This is a genomic window from Mucilaginibacter sp. McL0603 (genome assembly GCF_049992945.1).
GTDB lineage: Bacteria > Bacteroidota > Bacteroidia > Sphingobacteriales > Sphingobacteriaceae > Mucilaginibacter.
The window spans coordinates 1393982-1418276 of sequence record NZ_CP188251.1 but is presented as its reverse complement, the minus strand read 5'-3'; the positions used below and the strand labels follow the sequence as shown (position 1 = coordinate 1418276).

General features: G+C 42.6%; 26 protein-coding genes. 17 read left to right on the top strand and 9 right to left on the bottom strand.

Annotated elements, in window-relative coordinates:
* The first annotated feature begins 115 nt into the window (after positions 1-115).
* The 11 genes from ilvB to ilvA all read left to right on the top strand — a co-directional run bounded on the left by ilvB (position 116) and on the right by ilvA (position 11682).
* Positions 116-1855: a biosynthetic-type acetolactate synthase large subunit gene (gene ilvB / locus ACPPVU_RS06625; protein ID WP_426670899.1), complete on the top strand. Its 1740-nt coding sequence runs from the start codon at positions 116-118 to the stop codon at positions 1853-1855.
* Between the two features lie 75 nt (positions 1856-1930).
* Positions 1931-2533 carry an acetolactate synthase small subunit gene (gene ilvN, locus ACPPVU_RS06620; RefSeq protein WP_426670898.1) on the top strand — a complete coding sequence of 201 codons (603 nt, stop codon included), beginning with the start codon at positions 1931-1933 and terminating at the stop codon, positions 2531-2533.
* 105 nt (positions 2534-2638) lie between these two features.
* Positions 2639-3217 carry an O-methyltransferase gene (locus ACPPVU_RS06615; protein ID WP_426670897.1) on the top strand — a complete coding sequence of 193 codons (579 nt, stop codon included), beginning with the start codon at positions 2639-2641 and terminating at the stop codon, positions 3215-3217.
* Between the two features lie 181 nt (positions 3218-3398).
* Positions 3399-4457 carry a ketol-acid reductoisomerase gene (gene ilvC / locus ACPPVU_RS06610; RefSeq protein ID WP_426670896.1) on the top strand — a complete coding sequence of 353 codons (1059 nt, stop codon included), beginning with the start codon at positions 3399-3401 and terminating at the stop codon, positions 4455-4457.
* A 76-nt stretch (positions 4458-4533) separates the two neighbouring features.
* The gene (gene leuC / locus ACPPVU_RS06605) at positions 4534-5949 is read left to right on the top strand and encodes a 3-isopropylmalate dehydratase large subunit (RefSeq protein WP_426670895.1); all 1416 of its coding nucleotides are present in this window, start codon (positions 4534-4536) and stop codon (positions 5947-5949) included.
* A 1-nt stretch (position 5950) separates the two neighbouring features.
* Positions 5951-6232 (top strand): antibiotic biosynthesis monooxygenase family protein, encoded by a 282-nt coding sequence (locus ACPPVU_RS06600; protein ID WP_426670894.1) that lies wholly within the window; start codon positions 5951-5953, stop codon positions 6230-6232.
* Positions 6233-6328: 96 nt separating this feature from the next.
* Entirely contained in the window at positions 6329-6913 is a 585-nt protein-coding gene (gene leuD, locus ACPPVU_RS06595) for a 3-isopropylmalate dehydratase small subunit (RefSeq protein ID WP_426670893.1), read from the top strand.
* A 108-nt stretch (positions 6914-7021) separates the two neighbouring features.
* Entirely contained in the window at positions 7022-8086 is a 1065-nt protein-coding gene (leuB, locus tag ACPPVU_RS06590; protein WP_426672185.1) for a 3-isopropylmalate dehydrogenase, read from the top strand.
* Between the two features lie 110 nt (positions 8087-8196).
* Positions 8197-8955: a class I SAM-dependent methyltransferase gene (locus tag ACPPVU_RS06585; protein WP_426670892.1), complete on the top strand. Its 759-nt coding sequence runs from the start codon at positions 8197-8199 to the stop codon at positions 8953-8955.
* Between the two features lie 151 nt (positions 8956-9106).
* Positions 9107-10273: a 2-isopropylmalate synthase gene (locus ACPPVU_RS06580; RefSeq protein ID WP_426670891.1), complete on the top strand. Its 1167-nt coding sequence runs from the start codon at positions 9107-9109 to the stop codon at positions 10271-10273.
* 158 nt (positions 10274-10431) lie between these two features.
* Entirely contained in the window at positions 10432-11682 is a 1251-nt protein-coding gene (ilvA, locus tag ACPPVU_RS06575; RefSeq protein WP_426670890.1) for a threonine ammonia-lyase IlvA, read from the top strand.
* Positions 11683-11825: 143 nt separating this feature from the next.
* Here ilvA and ACPPVU_RS06570 read toward each other — a convergent pair whose 3' ends face one another.
* A complete protein-coding gene (locus tag ACPPVU_RS06570) occupies positions 11826-12815 on the bottom strand; it encodes an ABC transporter ATP-binding protein (protein WP_426670889.1) in 990 nt (329 codons plus the stop codon).
* 249 nt (positions 12816-13064) lie between these two features.
* Here ACPPVU_RS06570 and ACPPVU_RS06565 point away from each other — a divergent pair, with 249 nt between their 5' ends.
* The 6 genes from ACPPVU_RS06565 (at position 13065) to ACPPVU_RS06540 (ending at position 15904) form a co-directional block, all read left to right on the top strand.
* On the top strand, positions 13065-13292 hold the full coding sequence (locus ACPPVU_RS06565) for a UPF0175 family protein (protein ID WP_426670888.1): 228 nt from the start codon (positions 13065-13067) through the stop codon (positions 13290-13292).
* Positions 13285-13740, top strand: a complete 456-nt coding sequence (locus tag ACPPVU_RS06560; RefSeq protein ID WP_426670887.1) for a DUF3368 domain-containing protein — start codon at positions 13285-13287, stop codon at positions 13738-13740. The genes ACPPVU_RS06565 and ACPPVU_RS06560 overlap by 8 nt, the downstream gene beginning before the upstream one ends.
* A gap of 5 nt (positions 13741-13745) precedes the next feature.
* Entirely contained in the window at positions 13746-15023 is a 1278-nt protein-coding gene (locus tag ACPPVU_RS06555) for an amidohydrolase family protein (RefSeq protein WP_426670886.1), read from the top strand.
* A 90-nt stretch (positions 15024-15113) separates the two neighbouring features.
* Positions 15114-15419: a DUF4160 domain-containing protein gene (locus ACPPVU_RS06550; protein ID WP_426670885.1), complete on the top strand. Its 306-nt coding sequence runs from the start codon at positions 15114-15116 to the stop codon at positions 15417-15419.
* Complete coding sequence (locus tag ACPPVU_RS06545) at positions 15416-15700, top strand: DUF2442 domain-containing protein (RefSeq protein WP_426670884.1); 285 nt, start codon at positions 15416-15418, stop codon at positions 15698-15700. Before ACPPVU_RS06550 ends, ACPPVU_RS06545 begins: the two co-directional genes overlap by 4 nt.
* Positions 15701-15724: 24 nt before the next feature.
* Positions 15725-15904, top strand: a complete 180-nt coding sequence (locus ACPPVU_RS06540) for a type II toxin-antitoxin system VapB family antitoxin (protein ID WP_426670883.1) — start codon at positions 15725-15727, stop codon at positions 15902-15904.
* Here the strand turns inward: ACPPVU_RS06540 and ACPPVU_RS06535 are convergent, their stop codons facing one another.
* The 8 genes from ACPPVU_RS06535 to hemC form a co-directional block, all read right to left on the bottom strand.
* Positions 15905-16438, bottom strand: a complete 534-nt coding sequence (locus ACPPVU_RS06535; protein WP_426670882.1) for a CopD family protein — start codon at positions 16436-16438, stop codon at positions 15905-15907.
* Between the two features lie 73 nt (positions 16439-16511).
* Positions 16512-17543: a uroporphyrinogen decarboxylase gene (gene hemE / locus ACPPVU_RS06530; protein WP_426670881.1), complete on the bottom strand. Its 1032-nt coding sequence runs from the start codon at positions 17541-17543 to the stop codon at positions 16512-16514.
* A gap of 86 nt (positions 17544-17629) precedes the next feature.
* The gene (locus ACPPVU_RS06525; RefSeq protein ID WP_426670880.1) at positions 17630-18151 is read right to left on the bottom strand and encodes a tetratricopeptide repeat protein; all 522 of its coding nucleotides are present in this window, start codon (positions 18149-18151) and stop codon (positions 17630-17632) included.
* 3 nt (positions 18152-18154) lie between these two features.
* Complete coding sequence (locus ACPPVU_RS06520; protein ID WP_426670879.1) at positions 18155-18862, bottom strand: response regulator transcription factor; 708 nt, start codon at positions 18860-18862, stop codon at positions 18155-18157.
* 130 nt (positions 18863-18992) lie between these two features.
* Positions 18993-19862: a sensor histidine kinase gene (locus tag ACPPVU_RS06515; protein WP_426670878.1), complete on the bottom strand. Its 870-nt coding sequence runs from the start codon at positions 19860-19862 to the stop codon at positions 18993-18995.
* 20 nt (positions 19863-19882) lie between these two features.
* On the bottom strand, positions 19883-21253 hold the full coding sequence (gene hemL / locus ACPPVU_RS06510) for a glutamate-1-semialdehyde 2,1-aminomutase (RefSeq protein ID WP_426670877.1): 1371 nt from the start codon (positions 21251-21253) through the stop codon (positions 19883-19885).
* A 102-nt stretch (positions 21254-21355) separates the two neighbouring features.
* Complete coding sequence (hemB, locus tag ACPPVU_RS06505) at positions 21356-22327, bottom strand: porphobilinogen synthase (RefSeq protein ID WP_426670876.1); 972 nt, start codon at positions 22325-22327, stop codon at positions 21356-21358.
* Positions 22328-22516: 189 nt separating this feature from the next.
* A complete protein-coding gene (gene hemC / locus ACPPVU_RS06500; protein ID WP_426670875.1) occupies positions 22517-24097 on the bottom strand; it encodes a hydroxymethylbilane synthase in 1581 nt (526 codons plus the stop codon).
* Positions 24098-24295: the final 198 nt, after the last annotated feature.

The window sequence follows — 24295 nt, the reverse complement described above, 5'->3', positions numbered from 1 at the left end:
CGTTGTACGTACTGATTAAAGGTTATACGTGTGACGTTATACGTTGTACGTACTGATTAATAGATTAAAAACAAAAACGTATCACGTAAAACGTACTACGTAAAACATAAAAGATATGGAAGTTGCACAACAGGAAACACTGGCTACACCCACTGAAAAGAAGGCGGTAGAAGTATCAGGCTCGGTAGCCTTATTAGAGGCACTGATAGTTGAGGGTGTTGATACAATATTCGGGTATCCGGGTGGCGCTATAATGCCCATCTATGATGCTTTATATGATTACAGCGATAAACTGGAACATATCCTGGTCCGCCATGAGCAGGGTGGTATCCACGCTGGTCAGGGTTATGCACGCACCTCGGGTAAAGTCGGTGTGGTATTCGCTACCAGCGGTCCGGGTGCAACCAATTTGGTTACCGGTTTAGCAGATGCACAGATAGACAGCACGCCTTTAGTTTGTATCACCGGACAGGTATTCGCACACTTGTTAGGTACCGATGCTTTCCAGGAAACAGACGTGATCAATATCACCACCCCTGTCACCAAGTGGAATTACCAGGTAACCGATGCCAACGAATTGCCGGAGGTGATCGCCAAGGCATTCTATATCGCCCGCAGCGGCAGACCAGGTCCTGTTTTGATCGACATTACAAAAAACGCGCAAATACAGAAATTCCAGTTCAAGGGCTATACCCCCTGCAACCATATCCGCAGCTACAGGCCAAAGCCGATCGTTCGTCAGCAATACGTGCAGGAAGCTGCTGCGCTGATCAACCAGGCTAAAAAGCCATTTATTTTATGGGGACAAGGCGTGATATTAGGTAGTGCCGAACAGGAGTTCAAAGCTTTCGTTGAGAAAAGCGGTATCCCTGCAGCATGGACCATCTTAGGTGCAGGCGCCATCCCAACCGACCATCCGCTGAACGTAGGTATGCTGGGTATGCACGGCAACTACGGACCAAACGTATTGACCAACGAGTGTGATGTACTCATCGCTATCGGTATGCGTTTTGACGACCGTGTAACCGGACGATTAGACAAATATGCTAAACAAGCCAAGGTTGTTCATTTGGATATTGACCCGGCTGAGATAGATAAGAATGTAAAAAGCACCGTTCCCGTTTGGGGCGATTGCAAAGAGACATTGCCTTTATTAACACAATTGATTGAGGAAAAGAAACATACCGAATGGCTGCATAAATTTAATGATTATACCCGCCAGGAAGTTGAGCAGGTGATCAACGCAGAACTGAACCCAACCAGCGATGAGATGACCATGGGCGAAGTGATCAAACAATTAAATGAGATCACCAAAGGGGAAGCAATTATCGTGACTGACGTAGGTCAGCACCAGATGGTGGCCTGCCGTTATGCCAAACTGAACAATACCCGCAGTAATATAACCAGTGGTGGCTTGGGTACCATGGGCTTTGCCCTTCCGGCTGCTATGGGCGCCAAGTATGGTGCTAAGGAAAAAACTATTGTAGCTATTATAGGTGATGGAGGTTTCCAAATGACTTTGCAGGAAATGGGTACCATCATGCAAAGCAACATCGATATCAAGATCATCATCCTGAATAACCGTTTCCTGGGCATGGTTCGCCAATGGCAGGAGCTGTTTAATGAGCGCCGTTATTCATTCGTGGATATGAAGAGCCCTGATTTTGTGAAACTGGCTGCTGCCTATGGCATCAGCGGAAAATCAATTTCAAGCAGAGAAACTTTGCCATCTACCTTACAAGAAATGCTGGACCATAAAGGGCCTTATTTATTAGAAGTAATGGTAACCAAGGAAAATAACGTATTCCCAATGGTACCACAAGGATGCAGTGTAGCGGAGATCAGGTTAAAATAGAACACCTCATGAGCCTCACCTAAATCCTCTCCAAAGGAGAAGACTTTAAAGGAAAGGGCTTTAAAAAATATTAAAATGGAAAACTCAGAGGCTAAACAAGAATTCAACATAACGGTTTATACCGAAAACCAGATCGGCTTGCTTAACCGCATCGCCATCATATTTACCCGTCGTAAGATCAATATCGACAGCCTGAATACTTCTCCATCAGAAGTGGAAAGCATTCATCGCTTTAATATCGTGATCACCGAATGGGAAGACGTGGTACGTAAACTTTGCCGCCAGATAGAAAAGCAGGTTGAGGTATTAAAGGTATACTATCATACCAATGAAGATGTGATATGGCAGGAAATGGCTTTGTATAAAGTGTCAACTGATGTGATAGCCGAGAAGGTAAGCGTTGAGCGTTTACTTCGCGAAAATGGTGCAAGGGTAGTAACTTTACGTAAGGACTATACCGTGTTTGAAACCACCGGTCACCGTGAAGAAACTGACAACCTGATCAATATTTTACAGCCTTATGGGTTGATAGAATTTGTGCGCAGTGCAAGAGTAGCGATCATCAAGGATAGCGAAGGCTTCAACTCCAAGCTACGTGAGTTTGAAAGATTGGAACCGGGAGAAGAAGTAATAGAAAACGAGTTCCTGAACAAGGGTGAGAAAGTGTTCACCATGTAACGTTGTACGTTTGACGTAATTCGTTATACGTTTTTAAGAGGCAAAAAAACGTACTACGTAAAACGTATCACGTAAAACCAAATCTGTGTAATCAAAAATAAATTAGTGGAATCAATAGAAATACAGGAATATCCAACGGCTTACGATAACATTAAAAAAGCTACCGAGGCTTGTGGCTTTTTACAGATGTCGGAGATATCTACCTGCACGTTGCTGAAAACATTGGCAGCATCTAAACCGGGTAGTAAATTCCTGGAGCTGGGTACTGGTACCGGACTGGCTACTGCATGGATACTGGACGGGATGGATAAAGATTCCACGCTAATATCATTGGATAATGATGAAACGTTATTAAGCATTGCAAAGGAAAATTTAGGAGTTGATAAACGCCTCACCCTGATCTGTACAGACGGTAACGAGTGGATAAAAAAGAATAGCAAACAGAAATTCAGCTTTATTTTTGCTGATACCTGGCCGGGCAAATACATGGTATTGGAGGAGACTTTAGCCATGCTTGAAAAAGGCGGCTTTTATATCATCGATGATATGCTGCCCCAACCAAACTGGCCGGATGGTCACGCCGAAAAAGTGGCTAACCTGTTATCAACTCTCGATAACCGTGAGGATATGACAGTGACCAAAATGGGCTGGGCATCGGGGATTGTATTGGTAGTAAAAAAGTAATGTGCAGATGTGCGAATATGCAGATGTGCAAATGAATTAATAAAAAAGTAACAGTTTAGGTTAAAGGTGAATGGTAACAATGACCAATGGCTAATGACAAATGACAAAAAATAAAAAGTAACCAATTAAAAATAAAATCGGTGGAATCATAAAAGCATCGGTGTAATCAAACAATAAAACAATGGCAAAACTAAATTTCGGCGGCAGTGAAGAAAATGTAGTAACCCGCGAAGAGTTTCCTTTAGCAAAGGCTCAGGATGTATTAAAGAACGAAACCATAGCTGTAATCGGTTACGGTGTTCAGGGGCCTGGTCAGGCACTCAATCAAAAAGACAACGGTATCAACGTAATTGTTGGTCAGCGTAAAGGCACAAAAACCTGGGATAAAGCAGTTGCTGACGGCTTTGTACCGGGTGAGACACTTTTTGAGATCGAAGAGGCTTTAAAGCGCGGCACCATCATTTGCTACCTGCTGAGCGATGCAGCACAGATAGAACTGTGGCCAACTGTTAAAAAACACCTTACTCCGGGTAAAGCTTTGTATTTCTCTCATGGTTTCGGTATCACTTTCAAAGAGCAAACCGGCATCATCCCTCCTGCTGATGTGGACGTGTTCCTGGTAGCGCCTAAAGGTTCAGGTACTTCATTACGCCGCATGTTCCTGCAGGGCCGTGGCTTAAACTCAAGCTACGCTATCTTCCAGGATGCAACCGGAAAAGCTAAAGACAGGGTTATTGCCTTAGGTATTGCCGTTGGTAGCGGTTATTTATTTGAAACTGATTTCAGAAAAGAAGTATTTAGCGACTTAACCGGCGAGCGTGGTACACTAATGGGTTGTATCCAGGGTGTATTTGCGGCTCAGTACGATGTATTGCGCAAAAATGGACACTCACCATCAGAAGCATTTAACGAAACCGTTGAAGAATTAACCCAATCATTAATGCCATTGGTTGCAGAAAATGGTATGGACTGGATGTATGCTAATTGCTCAACTACTGCACAACGCGGTGCTTTGGATTGGTGGAAGAGGTTCCGTGATGCAACAAAACCGGTATTTGAAGAATTATACAACAGCGTTGCTACCGGCAAAGAATCACAACGTTCTATCGACTCAAACAGTCAGCCAGATTACCGTGTAAAACTGGATGCAGAATTAAAAGAACTGCGCGAAAGCGAAATGTGGCAGGCAGGCAAAACTGTACGCAGCCTACGCCCTGAAAACCAGGTTGTAGAAGCGTAATTTAAAAAGTAGCAGTGGCAGTTAGCAGTAGCACTTTTACCTGCTACTGCTACTGCCACTTAAAACTAATAAAACAATGGGACAAACATTATTTGACAAGATCTGGGATGCGCACGTTGTGAGCAGCAAGGAAGGTTTTCCTGAAATTTTATACATTGATACCCATTTTATACACGAGGTAACCAGTCCGCAGGCTTTTGATGGTTTGCGCGCGCGGGGTATCCCCGTTTTCAGGCCGAAGCAAACTGTTGCTACTGCCGATCATAACGTGCCTACCATTAACCAGCACCTGCCTATAAAGGAAGAACTTTCCCGCTACCAGGTGGATACGCTGACCAAAAACTGCAAAGAATTTGGCATCGAACTTTACGGTTTAGGCCACCCTTTCCAGGGCATTGTACATGTGATCGGTCCGGAGTTAGGTATTACCCGCCCGGGCGGTACTTATGTTTGTGGCGATAGCCATACTTCAACACATGGCGCCTTTGGTGCTATAGCGTTTGGTATCGGCACTTCACAGGTAGAACAGGTTTTATCAACCCAATGCCTGCTGCAATCACGTCCAAAAAGGATGAAGATCGAGGTAAACGGCCAACTGCACAAAGGCGTTGGTGCAAAGGATATTATTCTTTATATCATCAGCCAGATATCTGCCGCAGGCGGAACAGGCTATGCAGTAGAATATGCAGGCGATACCATTCGTTCATTAAGTATGGAAGGCCGTATGACCATCTGCAACATGAGTATTGAAATGGGTGCACGTTGCGGTTTGATAGCTCCTGATGAAACTACTTTTAACTATGTAAAAGGCCGCGAATTTGCACCAAAAGGTGCAGAATGGGATAAGGCTTTGGCTTACTGGAAAACTTTATATTCTGATAAAGATACACAGTTTGACGAAGTTTTAACTTTTAGGGCCGAAGATATTGAACCGATGATCACCTACGGAACAAACCCGGGTATGGGCATCGGTATCACACAGCATGTACCATCTACATCATCTTTTGAGCAGAAGGAACAAGGCTCATATGCCAAAGCATTGACCTACATGGGTCTGCATGATGATGAACTGATGCTGGGCAAGCCTATCGATTATGTTTTCATCGGCAGCTGCACCAATTCAAGAATAGAAGACCTGAGGCAGGTAGCTAAATTTATAGAAGGTAAACACAAGGCGGATAATGTGACGGTTTGGGTAGTTCCCGGTTCAAAACAGGTACAGCAACAAGCCATCCGCGAAGGACTGGACAAAGTATTTGAAGCTGCAGGCTTCCCGCTTCGCGAACCCGGATGCAGCGCATGCCTGGGCATGAACGAAGACAAGATACCCGCAGGTAAATATTGCGTATCCACATCCAACAGAAATTTTGAAGGCAGGCAAGGACCAAATTCAAGAACATTTTTAGCAAGCCCGTTAACTGCCGCAGCCGCAGCTTTGACGGGTCATATTACTGATGTTCGTGAATTATTGGCTGAACCGGAATTAGTTTAATATGGTGTTGGAGGTAGCTATACTAGATGTAAAACAGGGTTTGGAAGATGATTTTCTAAAAGCATTTTCAAAAGCCCAACATATCATCTCTAAAATGACTGGCTATATCTCGCATCAATTAAAAAGGTGTATTGAGAATACAAGCCGGTTTATTTTACTGGTCGAGTGGGAAAAGCTAACCGATCATACTGAAAGCTTCAGAGGATCGAAAGAATACCAGGAATGGAAAAGTTTATTGCATCATTTTTATGATCCTTTTCCAACTGTTGAACATTACTATTAAAGGTGAAAGTATAAAGGTAAAAGGTTAATCCCAATGACAATTGACTAATGACGATTGACCAATGACTAATGACTAATGACAATTGACCAATGACCAATGACAAAGATATTTAAACATGTACAATCCACCGTGGTGCCCTTACCGATAGAAAATATCGATACGGATCAGATCATCCCGGCACGTTTTTTAAAAGCAACCACCCGCGAAGGCTTTGGCAACAACCTGTTCCGCGACTGGCGCTTTGATGAGAACGATAACCCGAAACAGGATTTCGTTCTGAATCATCCTACTTACTCGGGCAAGATATTGGTAGCAGGTAAAAACTTTGGTTGCGGAAGCAGCCGCGAACATGCAGCCTGGGCTATTGCCGATTACGGTTTTGACGTAGTGGTAAGCAGCTTTTTTGCTGATATTTTTAAAGGTAATGCCTTAAACAATGGCTTGCTGCCTGTAGTAGTAAGTGATGATTTCCTGAAGAAAATATTTGACGCTGTTTTTGCTGATCCGCACGCTGAGTTAGAAGTTGATCTTGAAAAGCAGATCATCAAAATATCCGCCACCGGCGAACAGGAAAGCTTCGAAATCAATGCCTACAAAAAAGCCTGTTTAACCAACGGCTATGATGATATTGATTATATTTTGAGCAACAAACAATTAATAGAAAAGTTCGAAACCCCCTAACCCCCTGAAGGGGGAATAATTATAGAGGACGTAGAGGAAATAATTAAACTAATAACAATACTAAAAATTAAAAATACCCCCTTTAGGGGGTTAGGGGGCTAAATGGGAATAAAAAAACACATATTAGTAATATCCGGTGATGGCATAGGCCCCGAGGTTACTACCTGGGGTAAAGCTGTACTGGAAAAGATCGGCAATGAATTTGGCCACGAGTTTACATTCGATGAGGCTATTATGGGTCATGTAGCTATTGAGGCTACCGGCACTTCTTTGCCTGATGAAACGCTTGCCAAAGCTAAAGCCAGTGATGCCATCTTATTTGGCGCAGTTGGTCATATCAAATATGACAATGATCCTTCTGCAAAAGTAAGACCGGAGCAGGGCTTATTAAAGATCCGTAAAGAACTGGGCTTGTATGCCAATCTGCGTCCGATCATGCTGTTTGATGAGTTACTAAACGCATCCAGCCTGAAACCTGAGATTTTAAAAGGAACTGATATCCTGTTCTTCCGCGAACTAACAGGTGACGTCTATTTCGGCGAGAAAAAACGTACGGCAGATTTCGCATCCGACCTGATGAACTATAACCGTTATGAGGTAGAGCGCATCGCCCGTAAAGCTTATGAAGCGGCAAGGTCCCGCACCAAAAGATTATGCTCTGTGGATAAAGCAAACGTATTGGAAACCTCACGCCTGTGGCGTGAAGTGGTCCAGGAAATAGCAAAGGAATATCCTGATGTTGAAACCGAGCACATGTTCATAGACAATGCCGCCATGCAATTGGTAAAGAACCCTAAAAAGTTCGACGTTGTGGTAACTGCCAACCTGTTTGGTGACATCCTCACTGATGAAGCATCGCAGATTGCTGGATCAATGGGTATGCTGGCATCAGCATCAATTGGTGATGGCACAGGTTTCTTTGAGCCTATCCACGGTTCGGCACATGATATAGCAGGACAAGATAAAGCTAATCCGCTGGCCTCCATCCTATCCGTTGCGCTGATGTACGAAATTGCATTTGGACTGAAAGAAGAAGCCAAACGCATCACCTCAGCAATTGATAAAACCCTGAAAGCAGGTTACCGCACAGGTGATATTGCTGACAGCAACACAGATAAAGCTAAAATATTAGGCACCGCAGCCATGGGCAAAAAGGTGTTGGAATACTTGTAAATGTGCGGATGTGCAAATATGCAGATGTGCAAATGAATTATAAGATATTGGAAAGTTGAAAGGTTATACGCCATCCACCAATGACTATTGACCATTGACAAATGACTAACATGAAATGGAACGCTGAATTATATGACGGTAAACACGCTTTTGTATCACAATATGGTGAGGGCGTGCTTGCTTTGCTGGATGTTAAACCCGGCGAGCGCATCCTTGATCTGGGTTGCGGCACAGGTGACCTGGCTAATCAGATACAGGAACAAGGTGCAGATGTTGTCGGTATTGATGCATCGCCGGAAATGATCGGGAAAGCAAAAGCTAAATATCCAGAATTGGATTTCAGCGTCGCCAATGGTGCCAATTTCAGCTTTAACGAACCCTTCGATGCCGTATTTACCAATGCCACTTTACATTGGATACATGATGCCGATGGCGTGATCACAAGCGTTTATAATACGCTTAAAACTGGCGGCCGTTTCGTAGGCGAGTTTGGCGGCAAAGGCAATAATCGGTTGATGTTAGCTGCCACGGCAGCTGTGCTCAAAAAGCATGGTTACAATAAAGGCGGGGACATTAACCCCTGGTATTACCCGTCGACAGCCGAATATGCTACCAAACTGGAAACACATGGTTTCAGGGTGACTTTTGCCACTCATTTCGACCGTCCCACCCTATTGCAGGACGGTCGCGACGGTATGGTCAAATGGTTCAATATGTTTGGCTCTTCGTTGTTTAAACAGGTGCCGGCTGCTGAACTGCCACAAATACTAAATGAAATTACCGACCTGCTGCAACCCACCTGCGAAGTGAATGGCCAGTGGTACGCTGATTATAAAAGATTGCGATTTGTCGCTGTGAAAGAGATATAATAGAGATATGAGACGTGAGATTTGAGATATGAGATTTTATATCCGGATCACACAAAATTGATATATTAATAAATTAAATATTGTTAACCGATGTAGATATTAGACAAGACCTTGTCTCAAATCTAATATCTCACATCTCAAATCTAAAAAAATGTTACACGATCCCAACCGCGTTTATGTTTTTGATACCACGCTTCGCGATGGCGAGCAGGTGCCGGGCTGCCAGTTGACCACACCCGAAAAGATAGAGATAGCCCGTGAACTGGAAGCATTGGGTGTAGATATTATAGAAGCAGGTTTCCCGATATCAAGTCCGGGTGATTTTCAGAGCGTGGTAGAGATATCAAAAGCTGTGAAAAATCCTACTGTTTGTGCACTTACCCGTGCCAACAAAGGGGATATCGATTCGGCTATTGAGGCGTTGAAATATGCCAAACATCCGCGTATCCATACCGGTATCGGGTCGTCTGATATGCATATCAAACATAAGTTCAACAGCACACGCGAAGAAATTCTGGAACGTGCCGTTGAAGCCGTAAAATATGCAAAGCGTGCTGTAGAAGACATCGAGTTTTATGCCGAAGATGCCGGCAGAGCCGATGTGGAATACCTGGCAAAAATGATAGAGGCGGTCATCGCGGCAGGTGCTACCGTGGTAAACATACCTGACACCAACGGTTACTGCCTGCCTGATCAATACGGAAGCAAAATTCGTTTCCTTAAAGAGAACGTAAAAAATATCGACAAGGCCATCATCTCCGTACATTGTCATAACGACCTCGGTCTTGCTACTGCCAACTCCATCGCCGGATTACAAAATGGCGCACGCCAGATAGAAGGCACCATCAACGGCATCGGCGAACGTGCCGGTAACACTTCCATAGAAGAAGTGGTGATGATCCTTAAAACCCACCAGAGTCTCGGTTTACACACTAATATACAATCGCAAAGGATCTTCGAGATCAGCCGAATGGTAAGCTCGCAGATGCGTATGCCGGTGCAGCCTAATAAAGCGATTGTTGGGGCTAATGCCTTTGCGCACAGCTCCGGTATACACCAGGATGGTTTCCTGAAGATGCGTGAGAACTACGAAATTATTAAACCGGAAGATGTCGGTTTCCCAAGTGCTACCATTGTGCTTACAGCCCGCAGCGGTCGCCACGCCCTTAAATTCCATTTGGAAAGACTGGGTTATAAACTGGACAAAGATGAATTAGCAGGTGCTTATCACCGCTTTTTAACATTGGCCGATAATAAATTGGATATCACTGATGGCGATCTGCATGGTTTAGTAGTGAGCCACCTGGTAAAACAGTAACTGACTCCCCCAGCCTCTCTACTACATAGAGAAAGGAAATAAAAAATCACATAGACCCCTCTTTCCGCGCAGCGGAGAGAGGGTGGTCGAGCGTAGCAAAGACCGGGTGAGTCAATAGGCGATTTGCTGCAATTGACTCATCATAAAGCTCAAAAATTATGGCTTCCCAAACTAAGGATCAACTCGATTTTGATTCAGCATACGAGCGTTTAAAAGGAATCGTAAAACATACCCCGCTAGAATTTAATCAGCGCCTGTCCGACCGTTACGGCTGCAAAGTATATCTGAAGCGCGAGGACCTGCAAGTAGTACGCTCCTATAAACTGCGTGGCGCTTACAACATGATCAGTCAGCTAAGTGCCGACCAGATGAGCCGTGGTGTAGTTTGCGCTAGTGCAGGCAATCATGCGCAGGGCTTTGCTTTTTCGTGCCGGAAACTGGGTACTAAGGGTGTTATCTTCATGCCGCAGATCACACCCCGTCAAAAGATATCACAAACCGAAATGCATGGCGACGGGAGTATAGAGATCATATTAACAGGCGATACTTTTGATGATTGCCTAAAGGAGGCTCTGGCCTACACCGAAGCTAACGGCATGACCTTCGTCCCACCCTTTGATAATTACGAGGTCATTGCCGGTCAGGGAACCGTCGGTGTTGAGATACTGGAAGACCTGCCTGATGTCGAAGCTGTGATAATGCCCATTGGTGGTGGCGGTTTGGCTGCAGGTGCAGGGACTTACCTGAAACAACATAATCCAAACATACTGATAGTCGGCGTTGAGCCAGAAGGCGCACCATCCATGCGCCATGCCCTTGATGAAGGCGGACCCGTAACACTTCCCGTAATCAACCGTTTTGTTGATGGAGCTGCCGTAAAAAGAGTTGGCGAACTCACCTACCCCATTTGCCGCGAGGTTCTGGACGATATGCTGCTTGTACCTGAAGGTAAAGTTTGCACCGCCATACTAAAACTATACAATGAGGATGCTATTGTAGTTGAACCTGCCGGCGCACTTTCAGTAGCAGTTTTGGATCTGTACAAGCACAAGCTGAAAGGTAAAAAGGTAGTTTGTATCATCAGCGGTGGCAATAATGATATCGACCGTATGCAGGAGATCAAAGAAAAATCCCTGCTCTATGAAGGTTTAAAGCATTATTTCATCGTTCGCTTCCCCCAACGTCCCGGTGCTTTAAGATTGTTTGTAAATAACGTTTTAGGCCCTGATGATGATATTACCCGCTTCGAATTCATCAAAAAGACCGAAAAAGAAAATGGCCCTGCCCTGGTAGGTATCGAACTCAAATCAGCCGAAGATTATCCTGCCTTATTACAGCGTATGGAAGAACAGCGTTTCGAAGTTATTGAGCTGAACAGAGATCAGACTTTGTTTGAGTATTTGGTGTAAAAGGATGTCGTGGGTAGGAACGAAGCATCTTCTTAGAGTGACAAGTGGCAGATAAGCATGGGCGAAGGAGATGTTTCACTATCGTTCAATAGGTCAATTAAGTTAAATTTGTCTGACTTCCGACCTCCGCAATCCGACTTCCTTTAATACTCCAAATGCCGCCCTATCTTCAATTTCACTTTGCTCCCTTCGATATATTTCCCGCCGTGGCCATTGAGTATGCGTAATGTTACGCCGTCATTTTCAACCAGCAACTCTTCATAAAACCCTTTAAACAGCACCTGTTTTACTGTCCAGTGCCTGCCACCCCAGCCATCACGAGCCTCTATCCATTCGGGGTATAGCATTACATGAGTTTTATTGGCCTTTATATCACATATCGTTGCTTCTTCTGTAGTGAGCACATTGCAATTAGTAAGCAGTCGCGCAGTGTACAAGTAATGCGGATCATTGTATAGTTTTTTAGGATTCCCGGCTTCAATTATCTCGCCATCCTTTAGCACCAACAACATATCGGCCATAGATAATACTTCGCCCGGATCATGTGATACCATTACTACGGTAAGCCCCGTATCCTTTACTATCTGCCTGATATCATCCTGTAATCCATCCCTAAAGGAAGTATCCACCTGATTAAATGGCTCATCCAATAAAAGCACTTCGGGCTGTGTAACCAACGCGCGGGCTATTGCCACACGCTGCTTTTCCCCACCGCTCAGGTCGGCTACACGCTTATCGACAAGATGCAACATATTAAGTTGCTTTAATACCTTTTCCGTTTTATTCTTTTTAGCCTGCAGGTTGGTATTTGGCAGTAACACGGATACGTTATCTTCTACCTTGGCAAACAGATTCAGATCATCCTCGGCCTGGGTAACCATCTTCATGGCATCATGACCCGGTATCAGTTTTTCTCCGGGCCCCCAAACACGCTCGTCTTTAAAACGAATCTCGCCACTGTTGGGCGATTGCAGACCATAAAGCAGGCTGAGCAAAGTGCTTTTACCGCTTCCGCTTGCGCCTATGATCGCGGTAATTTGTCCGGGCTCTATATCAAGTGTTATATTCTTTACACCACCGCCGCCCGGGTATGCTTTGCTTACTGAAATTGCCTTTAAAAAAGAAGTGACCATTAAAACAAAGATAAGCTATAGTTGGAAAGATTGTAGTTGTTAGAAAGATTGTAGTTGTTGAAAGAGTTGTAAAGGTTTAAAAATCAAAAGCCAATTAGTTTAACTTCTATAACATCTAAAACAATTACAACCTTTCTATCAGTTTCTCAATTGTGTACTGGTGCTCCAAAAAACATCACTTAAAAGTAAGATGAGAAGTAAAGGCAATTGGTTGCATGGGTTATAAATTATTTTTAGTTATTTTTGATTATGAAAGTAATTACTTTGAACATACCTGACTCAGCAAATGTGGATTCAAAAGAAGCCGCAATGCTATTAGCTGCCAGCTTATATGAAAAGGGGAAACTTTCTCTTGGACAAGCCGCCGAAGTTGCAGGTCTTACAAAACGGACCTTTGCTGAACTATTAGGAAACTACGGCACATCCATATTTAACCATGCGGCAACAGATATCACTAAAGATGTAAAAAATGCCTGATGTTGTAATTGCAGATACAAGTTGCCTTATAATTTTATCCAATATAAACGAGTTAGACCTACTAAAAAAGGTTTATAATACCATAACCACTACTCCGGATATCGCCCTTGAATTCGCAGAAACATTACCCGACTGGGTGATTATCAAATCTCCAAAAGATCATCAGAAACAACAAATACTGGAATTACAGATTGATAAGGGTGAGGCGAGTGCCATAACACTAGCATTAGAAATCCCGGGAAGTACCATTATACTTGATGATTTACAAGCCAGGATATTAGCCGACCGGTTAGGCATTTTGATTACCGGTACCATAGGTGTAATTATTAGGGCCAAATTAAATGGAGTGATTCCTTCCATCAAGCCTTTATTAAACAAGATCAAGCAAACCAATTTTAGAATATCCGCTGCTTTAGAGTCAATCGCCCTTAAAGAAGCCGGAGAGTAATTTTTATGAAAAAATTAATTTATGTTATTTGCTGCATACTATTTACCGGTCATCTCTCAGCCCAAAACAAAACAACCGACACCTATACCCTTTTAAAACCCGACCGTGTTTTTGATGGACAACAAATACATACCGGCTGGTGGGTACTCGTAAACGGGAATCATATTGAATCTGTTGGGGAGGCAAATAGTATTAAAATCCCTGCATCTGTTAAAATTATCGAACTAAAAGGGATGACCCTGATGCCGGGAATGATAGAAGGACATTCTCATTTATTCCTGCACCCCTACAATGAAACACTATGGGACGACCAGGTGCTGAAAGAAAGCCGCGCTGAGCGTACGGCACGAGCAGTTGTGCACGCCCGGGAGACGTTGATGGCTGGCTTTACCTCGGAACGTGATCTGGGCACCGAAGGTGCAGGCTATGATGATGTAGGGCTGAAAACCGCTATCGACAAAGGCATCATTCCCGGACCGAGGATGATGGTGGCCACACGTGCCATTGTAGCCACTGGCAGCTACGGACCAAAAAATGTGGTGGATCAGAATACTATTATTGAGGGCGGCGAAGAAGCAGACGGTGTAGAAGGGATAACACATGTAGTACGTTCACAAATAGGGCATGGCGCCGATGTGGTTAAAATTTATGCAGATTATGGATGGGGTGTAAATGGGGCTTCAGAACCAACTTTTACTGAAGAAGAATTAAAAACAGCCGTAGAAGTTGCAAAAAGCAGTGGAAGAACAGTGGCTGTACATTCCAGCACGAGCGAAGGAATGCGCAGAGCTATAAACGCGGGAGTAACCACCATTGAGCATGGCGATGGGGGAAACCCTGAGCTTTTTAAAATGATGAAAGATAAAGACATTGCCCTGTGCCCGACACTCGCAGCTACTGAGGCGTATTCTACCTATTTTCATGGATGGAAAAAAGGGATAGATCATGATAATGCATTGATCAGGCGCAAAAAATACATTTTCACTGAGGCGATGAAAGCCGGAGTGACTATCTGCATGGGTGGCGACGTTGGCGTATTCACTCATGGCGATAATGCCCGCGAAATGCTATTGATGGTTGAGTACGGTATGCCGGTCCTGGATGTTTTAAGATCAGCCACATCGGTGAACGCATCAGTTTTCAAAATGAAAGGCGTAGGTGATATAAAACCCGGCTACCTGGCTGACCTTGTAGCAGTACAAGGTAATCCTGCTGAAGATATCAAAGCTGTTAAAGCAGTAAAACTGGTGATGAAGGATGGTGTTATTTACAAGCAGGAATAATTTATTTCTATAGTATAGATTCGCATGAGATAAGGGCAAGTGCATTAATTGGGGTACAGAAAGTAAAATAAAAGTTTATTAGATTTAATCATGCCAAAAATATTTGAATATCTCGGAATAATAATTTTCTTTTATTCTAATGAGCACGAGCCCATTCACGTACATGCCACCCATGATTCGTTTGAGAGCAAGGCAGAATTTTACATTGTGGGTGGTGAAATTTCAGAAATAAGAATTAAATTAGTAAAAGATAGAAAGCCCTTGAAAGGGGCAAAACTTAAAGATTTTGAAAAATTTTTAGAAGTTTACGCTGATAAGATTGTCCAAAAATGGGTTGACTATTTTGTCTATCACAAAGACGTTGAGTTTGAAAGAATTACTAAGAAATTAAAATGAAAATTATTCAAGAGTATAATGATTCCTTATCAGAAGATATAATAGAAATTGTATCTGCCAAGTATATTGGAGATTATGCTATCAGGATTTCCTTTAATGATGGGGCTGAAAAACTAGTTGATTTTAAATCATTTCTATTTAAGTCCCTTCATCCCTCTATCTCAAAATACCGGGATGAAATTCTCTTTAAACAATTTAAAATAAGTGATGGCAATTTAAACTGGAATGATTTTGATTTGATATTCCCTATTCACGATCTCCATGAAGGGATAATTACCTAATTATTCTTATTAGAATCAATATTCATGAAAATCAGTATCGAAATAAACGATGATTTGATGACAAAAGCGAAAAAGCTTAGTGGTATTGAAAATGAAACAATATTGATTGAAAAGGCGCTCCAATTATTTATTGCTATTGAGAATCAAAAACAAATAACTAATCTAATTGGGAAAATAGAATTTGATGAAGAGGCTTTTAAATAACTACTTCTTCATCCTATAATACTTATATATCTTCACTGCCGACATAAGGATCATAGAGAAAATGATGATCCCGACAGTGCCATAGATCCAGCTAATGCCATCTTTTATCACTGCCAGGAAAACAATAGCAAACAAAAATATAGTAGCTACCTCGTTCCAGATACGCAGATGGGTGGACGACCAGGTGAACAGACCATAACGCATTTGTTTTATTTTGCTTTGGCAGATAGAATGATAAACCAGCAACCCCACAACAAAGCAAAGCTTGATATGTAGCCAGGGCTGTTTTAACCATCCGGGAACAAGGCATATCATTGTGATACCCGCAGCTACAGTCAGTATCATCGAAGGAATAGCGATCACATTCCAAAGCCTGCGCTCCATGATGACAAACTGCTCTGATAATATCTTACGGTCCGGTTCGGGCCTTGATTGTGCTTCGGTATGATAGACAAACAAACGCACAATATAAAACAACCCCGCCATCCAGCAGACTACAAAAATGATGTGTATGGCTAATATATATTGATACATACCCCCTAACCCCCTGAAGGGGGAATTTTTTTAATAATTTATATAAAACCCCACTACTTTACGAACTCCCCCTTTAGGGGGCTGGGGGGTACTCTTTTATTATCTCTACCGCATACTTCACATTCTCAAAAGGGATATCCGGCATAATGCCATGACCTAAGTTAAATATGAATCCATTCTCGCCTTTCATGCGATCAAACAGGCGGTATATTCTTTCCTTGATCACCTTCTTATCAGCATACAAAATATGCGGATCAAGGTTACCCTGGACGGCTATACCATGCGGCAATCTCCTTTTAATATCCAGCAGGTCAACATTCCAGTCTATTGAAATTACATCCGGTTTAGCCTCTGCCATTAATGGTGCAAAAACCGAACTACCTTTACAAAAAGATATCACAGGGATATCCTTGCGGTTCAACTTACTGATGATCTCCGCAATATATTTATGCGAAAATTCTTTGTAATCATCCCATGCCAGTGCCTGCGCCCAGCTATCAAATATCTGCACAGCATTTACACCGGCCGCTATCTGCATGTTCAGGTAATCAACTGTTACTTTGGCAATTTTTGATAATAATTGATGAGCCAATTCAGGTTGATTATGGATCAGCAATTTGGTCAGTTTAAAATCTTTTGAAGAGCCGCCCTCAACCAAATAGCTCATCACCGTAAATGGCGCACCGGCAAAACCGATAAGCGGGATACTGCCATTTAAGCGTTGCTGTATCACTTTAATAGCATCAGCAACGTATTGCAGCTTATCACCCACTTCAGTTTGCAAAGCATCAACCCCAGCCTGGTTACGTACTGGATTGGCAAATTTGGGGCCCACATTTTGCGTAAAGCTCAAATCACCGCCCATAGCCTCACCAGTAACTAATATATCTGAAAATAGAATAGCAGCATCAATACCCAGCAAATTCACGGGCAACATCGTTACATCTGCTGCGATCTCCGGTGTCTTGCACATTTCGAGGAAAGAATATTTGTTCTTAATATCCCAATACTCCTTCATAAAGCGACCGGCCTGCCTCATCATCCATACCGGTGGCCGCTCTGTATTCTCCGAAAATGCTGCCTTTATTAATAACGAATCTCTCATATTTCTTTATAGAACCAAGAGTCAAGAATCAAGATTCAAGAAATTTCAAAATCTTGGCTCTTGATTCTTGGCTCCTGACTCTTTTCTCAGTGTTTTTTTATTTCCTGCTTTAAACGGTCTATCACCGCCAGCATTTTTGCTGTAATCTTGTCTTTGTCTTTTAACGCAAGCTGTAAAAAGGCCTCAGCCTTGTCATATTTCCCCTGCCTGATACTGATATTAGCCACATGCACCAGCGCAGCCACATGGTCGTTCAGCGTGCGTAACGGAAATTGTGTGGCCAGTTCATAATGGCGTTCAGCAGCGTCAAAATCCTGCTTTTGCAAACTGATACCGCCCATCATGTATTCATAAAATCCCCGGCGCTTTTTGTTGAGCCACTCGGGTTTTCTGATCTGTTTCAGTAATTCTTCGGTCCGCGTATAATCTTTAAGGTGATAATATTTGGCCGCCAGCACCAGCGTACCTTGTTTAAAATACTCCAGTATGATCATTACGATCATCATCAAGCAAAAAGCAGCAAGCTGGTAAACACGCTGGTAAGCAAATAATACCAGCATAATAGCGAATATACTTATAACAAATATCCGTGCTTTATTACTGAACATTAATTAGTGCTGGTTATCCGTAAACTTATATCCCACGCCGCGAATTGAATGAAAATAAACCGGGTTTTTAGGATCAGGTTCAAAATATTTACGGAAGGTCAGGATAAAGTTATCGATAGTGCGGGTTGATGGATACACATCATAATTCCACACCGTTTCCAGAATTTGCTCACGCGATACTGCGTCATTCCTGCGTTCGATCAGCAGTTTCAGCAGCATGGTTTCTTTTTTGGTTAGTGGGGTAATAGAGCTGTCGCCATTTACCAACTCAAACGAGTTAAAATGAATGGTTTTATCACCAATCTTATAGCTGTTAAACTCTTTTAATTCTTCTCCTTTCAATGCTCTTTTTACCAGGTTATTCACCCGCAGGATCAACTCTTCAAGGTTAAAAGGCTTGGTCAGGTAATCATCAGCACCTTTTTTTAAACCTGATATCTTATCCTCATTGGTATTTTTGGCAGTCAGGAACATGATCGGCACTTCCGAGTTTTCCAACCGGATGGTTTCGGCCACTACAAAGCCGTCTACTTCTGGCATCATTACGTCCAGTATCACCAGGTTAAAACGCTCCTCTTTAAATTTTTGTAACGCTTTTTTGCCATTGTTGGCAGTTGTTACCTTGTAACCTTCCAGCTCGAGGTTTAATTTTATTGCTTCCAGCAGATGATCTTCGTCCTCGGCCAGTAAAATCCTTTTTTTATTAAGCATGTGATTTAATATTGTATTAAGTCTGTTTACAAATGTGTTTTACGTATTACCTTGTAAGTAATACGTTTGAAATACTATTATAGAATTGATAAATACGTATAACGTAGCACGTCCTACGTATAAGTTATTATTATGTAAAAACAACTTCAAAAATGCTTCCGGAAGGCTTATTATCCTTGACTTTTATGCTGGCTTCATGTTTATCCAGCACTTCTTTCACAATATACAAACCTAACCCGGTACCTTTTGTATTGCGGGTATCTTCGCTGCCCACACGGTAGAATTTATCGAAAATACGGCTTTTTTCAATATCCGCTATCCCTATCCCGTGGTCGGCAACTGCTAAAAATATCTTACCCTCTCTCGAGTACAGTTTCACGTCAACAATCTCGCACGGGCCAGAGTATTTTATAGCATTCTCGATCAGGTTAGTTACTACAGATGTTAAAGCGAATTTATCGCCTGTCATCTCTATTTTAGGCTCGATCTCGGCATTGATCAATTGCTCATTTATATCGCATTTGTTCAATTGCAGGCGGTTAACAATATTATCAACCAATACCGACAAATTAAAATTGGCTTTCGGGAATGTATAAGAGCGGTTATCAATTTTTGATGCCAGCAGCATGTTCTCTACCATATCATCCAGTCGTTCAATATCCAATAACGATTTGCCAATGAAATCCTGCACCTGCTGTTTGGTCAGGTCACGTTTCTGGATAGTTTGCAGCAATAGTTTGATCGAAGCCAAAGGCGATTTCAACTCATGTGTTACAGACAGCAGGAAGTTCTTTTTCTGCTCCTGTAATTTGCGCTCCTTTTTGATGGATTTATGCAGACTAATAGCACCAACGGTAAACACCAAAATGAACATGCTCCCCTCGCCCAGTATCATAGCCGTGCGTTGTGGCTGCAAACTCACCAGCATATATCCCCACCATATCAGTTCGGCAACTGCGTAAATAATGAGCGCATAAAAAATCACGAATGGTCTTTTCATTTCAACTTGCATAGTGTGAACTATTTATCCCTGAATACTAAATCTAAACTATCAAATATAGCGCGTTTTGCTTTCTCCAGGTCAATCTTATTATGAGCCGATGAAATAAATCCAACTTCATAACCCGAAGGCCCAAGATAAACGCCCCTGTTAAGCAATTCGCGATGCATTTTTTTGAATTTCTCCATACTTGCCGGATCAATCTCATCTGCCCTGCTGATCTTTTCTTTATCTGTAAAGGCAAACCAAAATATCGATCCAATACTAAACACTTTAAATTTATAATTACGTGCCGAAGCAAAACGCTGTATCGACTCAGTAAATTCTTCCGTTTTATTGTTCAGGTCGCGGTAAAAACCCATGCGCAACAACTCACTTAACTGGGCTATCCCAGCAGCCATCGCAACCGGATTGCCCGATAAAGTACCCGCCTGGTAAACTGAGCCAACAGGAGATATATTATCCATGATCTCGGCTGATGCTCCATAACAACCTACCGGCAGACCGCCACCGATGATCTTGCCATATGTAATAATATCAGGCTTAATACCGTAATATCCGGCAGCGCCTTCAAAACCAACCCGGAAACCAGAGATCACCTCATCAAATATCAATAGTGAACCGTTTTGTGAACAGATGTCTCGCAGATATTGCAAAAACTCTTTATCCTGCAAAAGCAATCCATTATTTGCCGGGATAGGCTCAATAATAATAGCGGCTATCTGATCCTTAAATTCTTCAAAAGCTTTTTGTAGTGCTTCCTTGTCGTTCAAAGCAACCACAATAGTTTCATCAGCAAATGACTTTGGGACACCAGCCGAAGAAGTCTCACCAAAAGTGACCAATCCTGAACCTGCCTTTACCAGCAACGAATCAGAATGACCATGATAACAGCCTTCAAACTTTAATATTTTGTCGCGTTGGGTATAACCACGGGCAAGCCTTATGGCAGACATTACCGCTTCAGTACCCGAACTTACAAAACGCAATTTTTTTATGAATTTGTTATGCTTCAATATCAATTCAGCCAATTCATTTTCCAAAGCTGTAGGCGCACCGAATGACATGCCCTTTTGCATTACTTCGGTTACTTTTTCACGCACTTTAGCATTGTTATGACCCAGGATCAGCGGCCCCCATGAGCAGCAAAAATCAATAAACTGGTTACCATCGGCATCCCATACATGGCAGCCATCACCCTTCTCAATAAAAAGCGGTGTACCGTATACAGATTTAAAAGCCCGTACAGGTGAATTTACACCACCAGGGAAAAATGTTTTGGCCTTCTCATACAACTCAGCCGACTTCCCCCTATGGATATCAGTTTTACCAGTTGCATTTACCGGCTCATCACCCTCACCTGAAAATATCTTTTTTATAGAATCTAACATTTTATATTTGTTCTACGTGATACGTCTTACGTAATACGTTTTTTATTTTTATTATCTATTTAACCCAAACGTATAACGTATAACGTCCTACGTAAAACCTTCTTACAACCACTTATTCTCCAGCACCTCTTTAGCATGATACGTTAGTATCGCTGTTGCCCCTGCACGCCTGATGCTGGTAAGCACTTCGGTGATAGCACGTTGCTCGTTAAGCCAGCCTTTTTGTATGGCCGCTTTGACCATTGCATATTCTCCGCTTACATTATATGCAGCTATCGGTAATTCAGTATTATCTTTTAATAGTTTGATCACATCCAAATAAGGCAAAGCCGGTTTCACCATCAGGAAATCTGCCCCCTCAGCTTCATCCAGATCAGCCTCTATTAATGCTTCACGTTGATTAGCCGGATTCATCTGGTAAGTCTTTTTATCACCAAATTTAGGTGCCGAGTTCAATGCATCCCTGAACGGCCCATAAAAAGCACTGGCATATTTAGCAGTGTATGACATAATGGATACATGCTTAAAACCATTCTCATCCAACACATTCCTAATATGTCCTACGCGCCCGTCCATCATATCTGATGGGGCTATGATATCAGCCCCGGCCCTTGCATGCGCCAAAGCCATTTTGCCCAAAACCTCCAGGGTTTCGTCGTTCAATATCTCGCCATTTTCTACAATACCATCATGCCCGTCGCTGCTGTAAGGGTCCATGGCTACGTCTGTTACCACACAAGCTTCAGGGAAGTTTTTCTTTACCTGTGCAATCGCACGCAGGTACAAGTTTTCTTCGCGATGGCTCTCGGTAGCGTATTTATCTTTTAGTTCTTCGCTGATATTTGGAAAAAGATCAAACGACTTCAAACCTATATTCATACAGCTTTCCACCTCGCGCAGCAAATTATCTATCGAATACCTATAAATACCTGGCATTGAAGCTATTTCGCTCTTTTGATTCTCACCTTCAATAATAAATAATGGAAATATTAAATTGGCCGCGCTGATGTGCGTCTCCTGCACCATCTGGCGTATAGCCTCGCTTTTTCGGTTTCTTCTTGGTCTTTGTAGCATTGTTTATTAAACATTTCTATCGTGAAGGATCACCTTTCCGGTAGAGTTGACAAAGTTATAGAAACGTAAACAATTTATATAAGTATTGGCCCCTCAAAGCATCATTGCAGTCTCCTAAAAATTGGCATTTTCAAAAAAATGTCACAAGCATGATACTTTAGGATTTACCTGAATATGATTTACTAATTATTAACTGCTTAAGCCAAAGACCGCTGCGGCAAGTCCAACTTCATCCGGTGCGTATGGTAGTACATATTTTGTATCCATCTCGTCAAATTTCCTGCCGGTTGATTTGCCTATGGCGATAACTTTCTGGCCTGGGATCAAAAGATTGTCTACAAAATAAGCTTGTACGTTTGATGGACTTGTGAACACCAATACATCAGCACCGCTGCCTTCTACATTTTCCTCCAGCACGGTTTCGTAAACAGGCAGGTCGATGATCTTAGTATCTGGCGATAAGCCCTGCTGGATACTGCGCATAGAGTTTTCAGAACCGGGGAATAAGATTTTTTTCCCGTTAGCTATTTGTGCAAAATCCTTTGCTACGTCTACGGTATCTATCCCAAAACCGGTGTAATTTGTAAAATAGCCATTAAGGCGTAATGCTTCTTCCGAGCCAGCGCCCATTACTCCGAATTTTACATGCTTAGATAATCTCGGCTCTAACTGAAAAAAGTATTCTATCGCATTTTTGCTCGAGAAAAATATCCAGTCGATATCCCGTAAAATATAAGGATCAAGTTTATTGATGATGCGCACCGTTCTTATCAAGGAGCGATCTTCTATGCGGATACCATGTTTTTCGATGGCCCTGCGAAAATAACTTTGCGGAGAAAGCTCCCTCGAAATAAATACGCTTAACGGCATTTTTTTCTTCTTATCGAACGCGGCAACCACTTTTTCTGCAATGCCCTCGGTAGTATCTGATTCTAAAAACAACCTGTCAGGAAACTCATCCCCTTCTTCCGCTTTTGAGGTGAATACCTGGTACTTACCATCCTCTTTACGGCAATAGCAGCCCAAAGGCAAATGACAACCCCCACCGAATAATTTTAAAACACTACGTTCAACTGCCAAACCTTCAGCTACATCGGGATGATTCAAAACCTGGAGTATATCAAATAATTCCCGGTCGCTTTCGCGTATTTGTATAGCTAAAACACCTTGTGCAGGCGCGGGTATCAGTTCAATTGGGGTCAGTTCCTCTACATGAAATTCACTCAGATCAATGCCTAAACGGGTTACACCTGCTTTAGCGATCATAATCGCATCATATTTCTCGTCGCGAAGTTTACCTATCCGGGTAGGCACATTACCGCGAAGATCCTGTACTTCAAAATCAGGACGATACGCCAGTAGTTGTGCTTTCCTCCTGTTAGACGAAGTACCTACAGTAGCACCATATTTCAATGACATTTTCTGACGAACATCCACACAGTCTTTCAAGATCAGCAACAGTTCAGAAGGATCTTCCCTTTCTGAAACTGCTGCGATGATGAGTCCCGGAGGGTTTTCAGTGGGCAGGTCCTTGTGCGAGTGCACAGCCAAATCAATAGTACCTGCCAATAATTCTTCTTCAAGCTCTTTGGTAAAAAAACCTTTACCTTCCAGCTTATCAAAGCTCAAATTTAGGATACGGTCGCCCTGGGTTTTAATGATTTTCAGTTCAGCAGCAACATTGTTTTCTGCCAGCCTGTCTTTTACAAAATTAGCTTGCCATAGCGCCAATTCGCTACCGCGTGTTCCGATTATCAGTTTTCTATCCAAGTGATCGTTAATTGCACAGCAAATTTAACTTTTTATAGATATGATTTAATTATTAATTGAGTATTTGAAGATTAGCTGACGAAACGAGGTAAAAAAAGGTGAGCTAAATAAAAAATGTCATTGCGAGGAACGAAGCAATCGCGAATCGTACAGGGCGGAGATGCATAGTTTGCGATTGCCACGCTATCGCTCGCAATT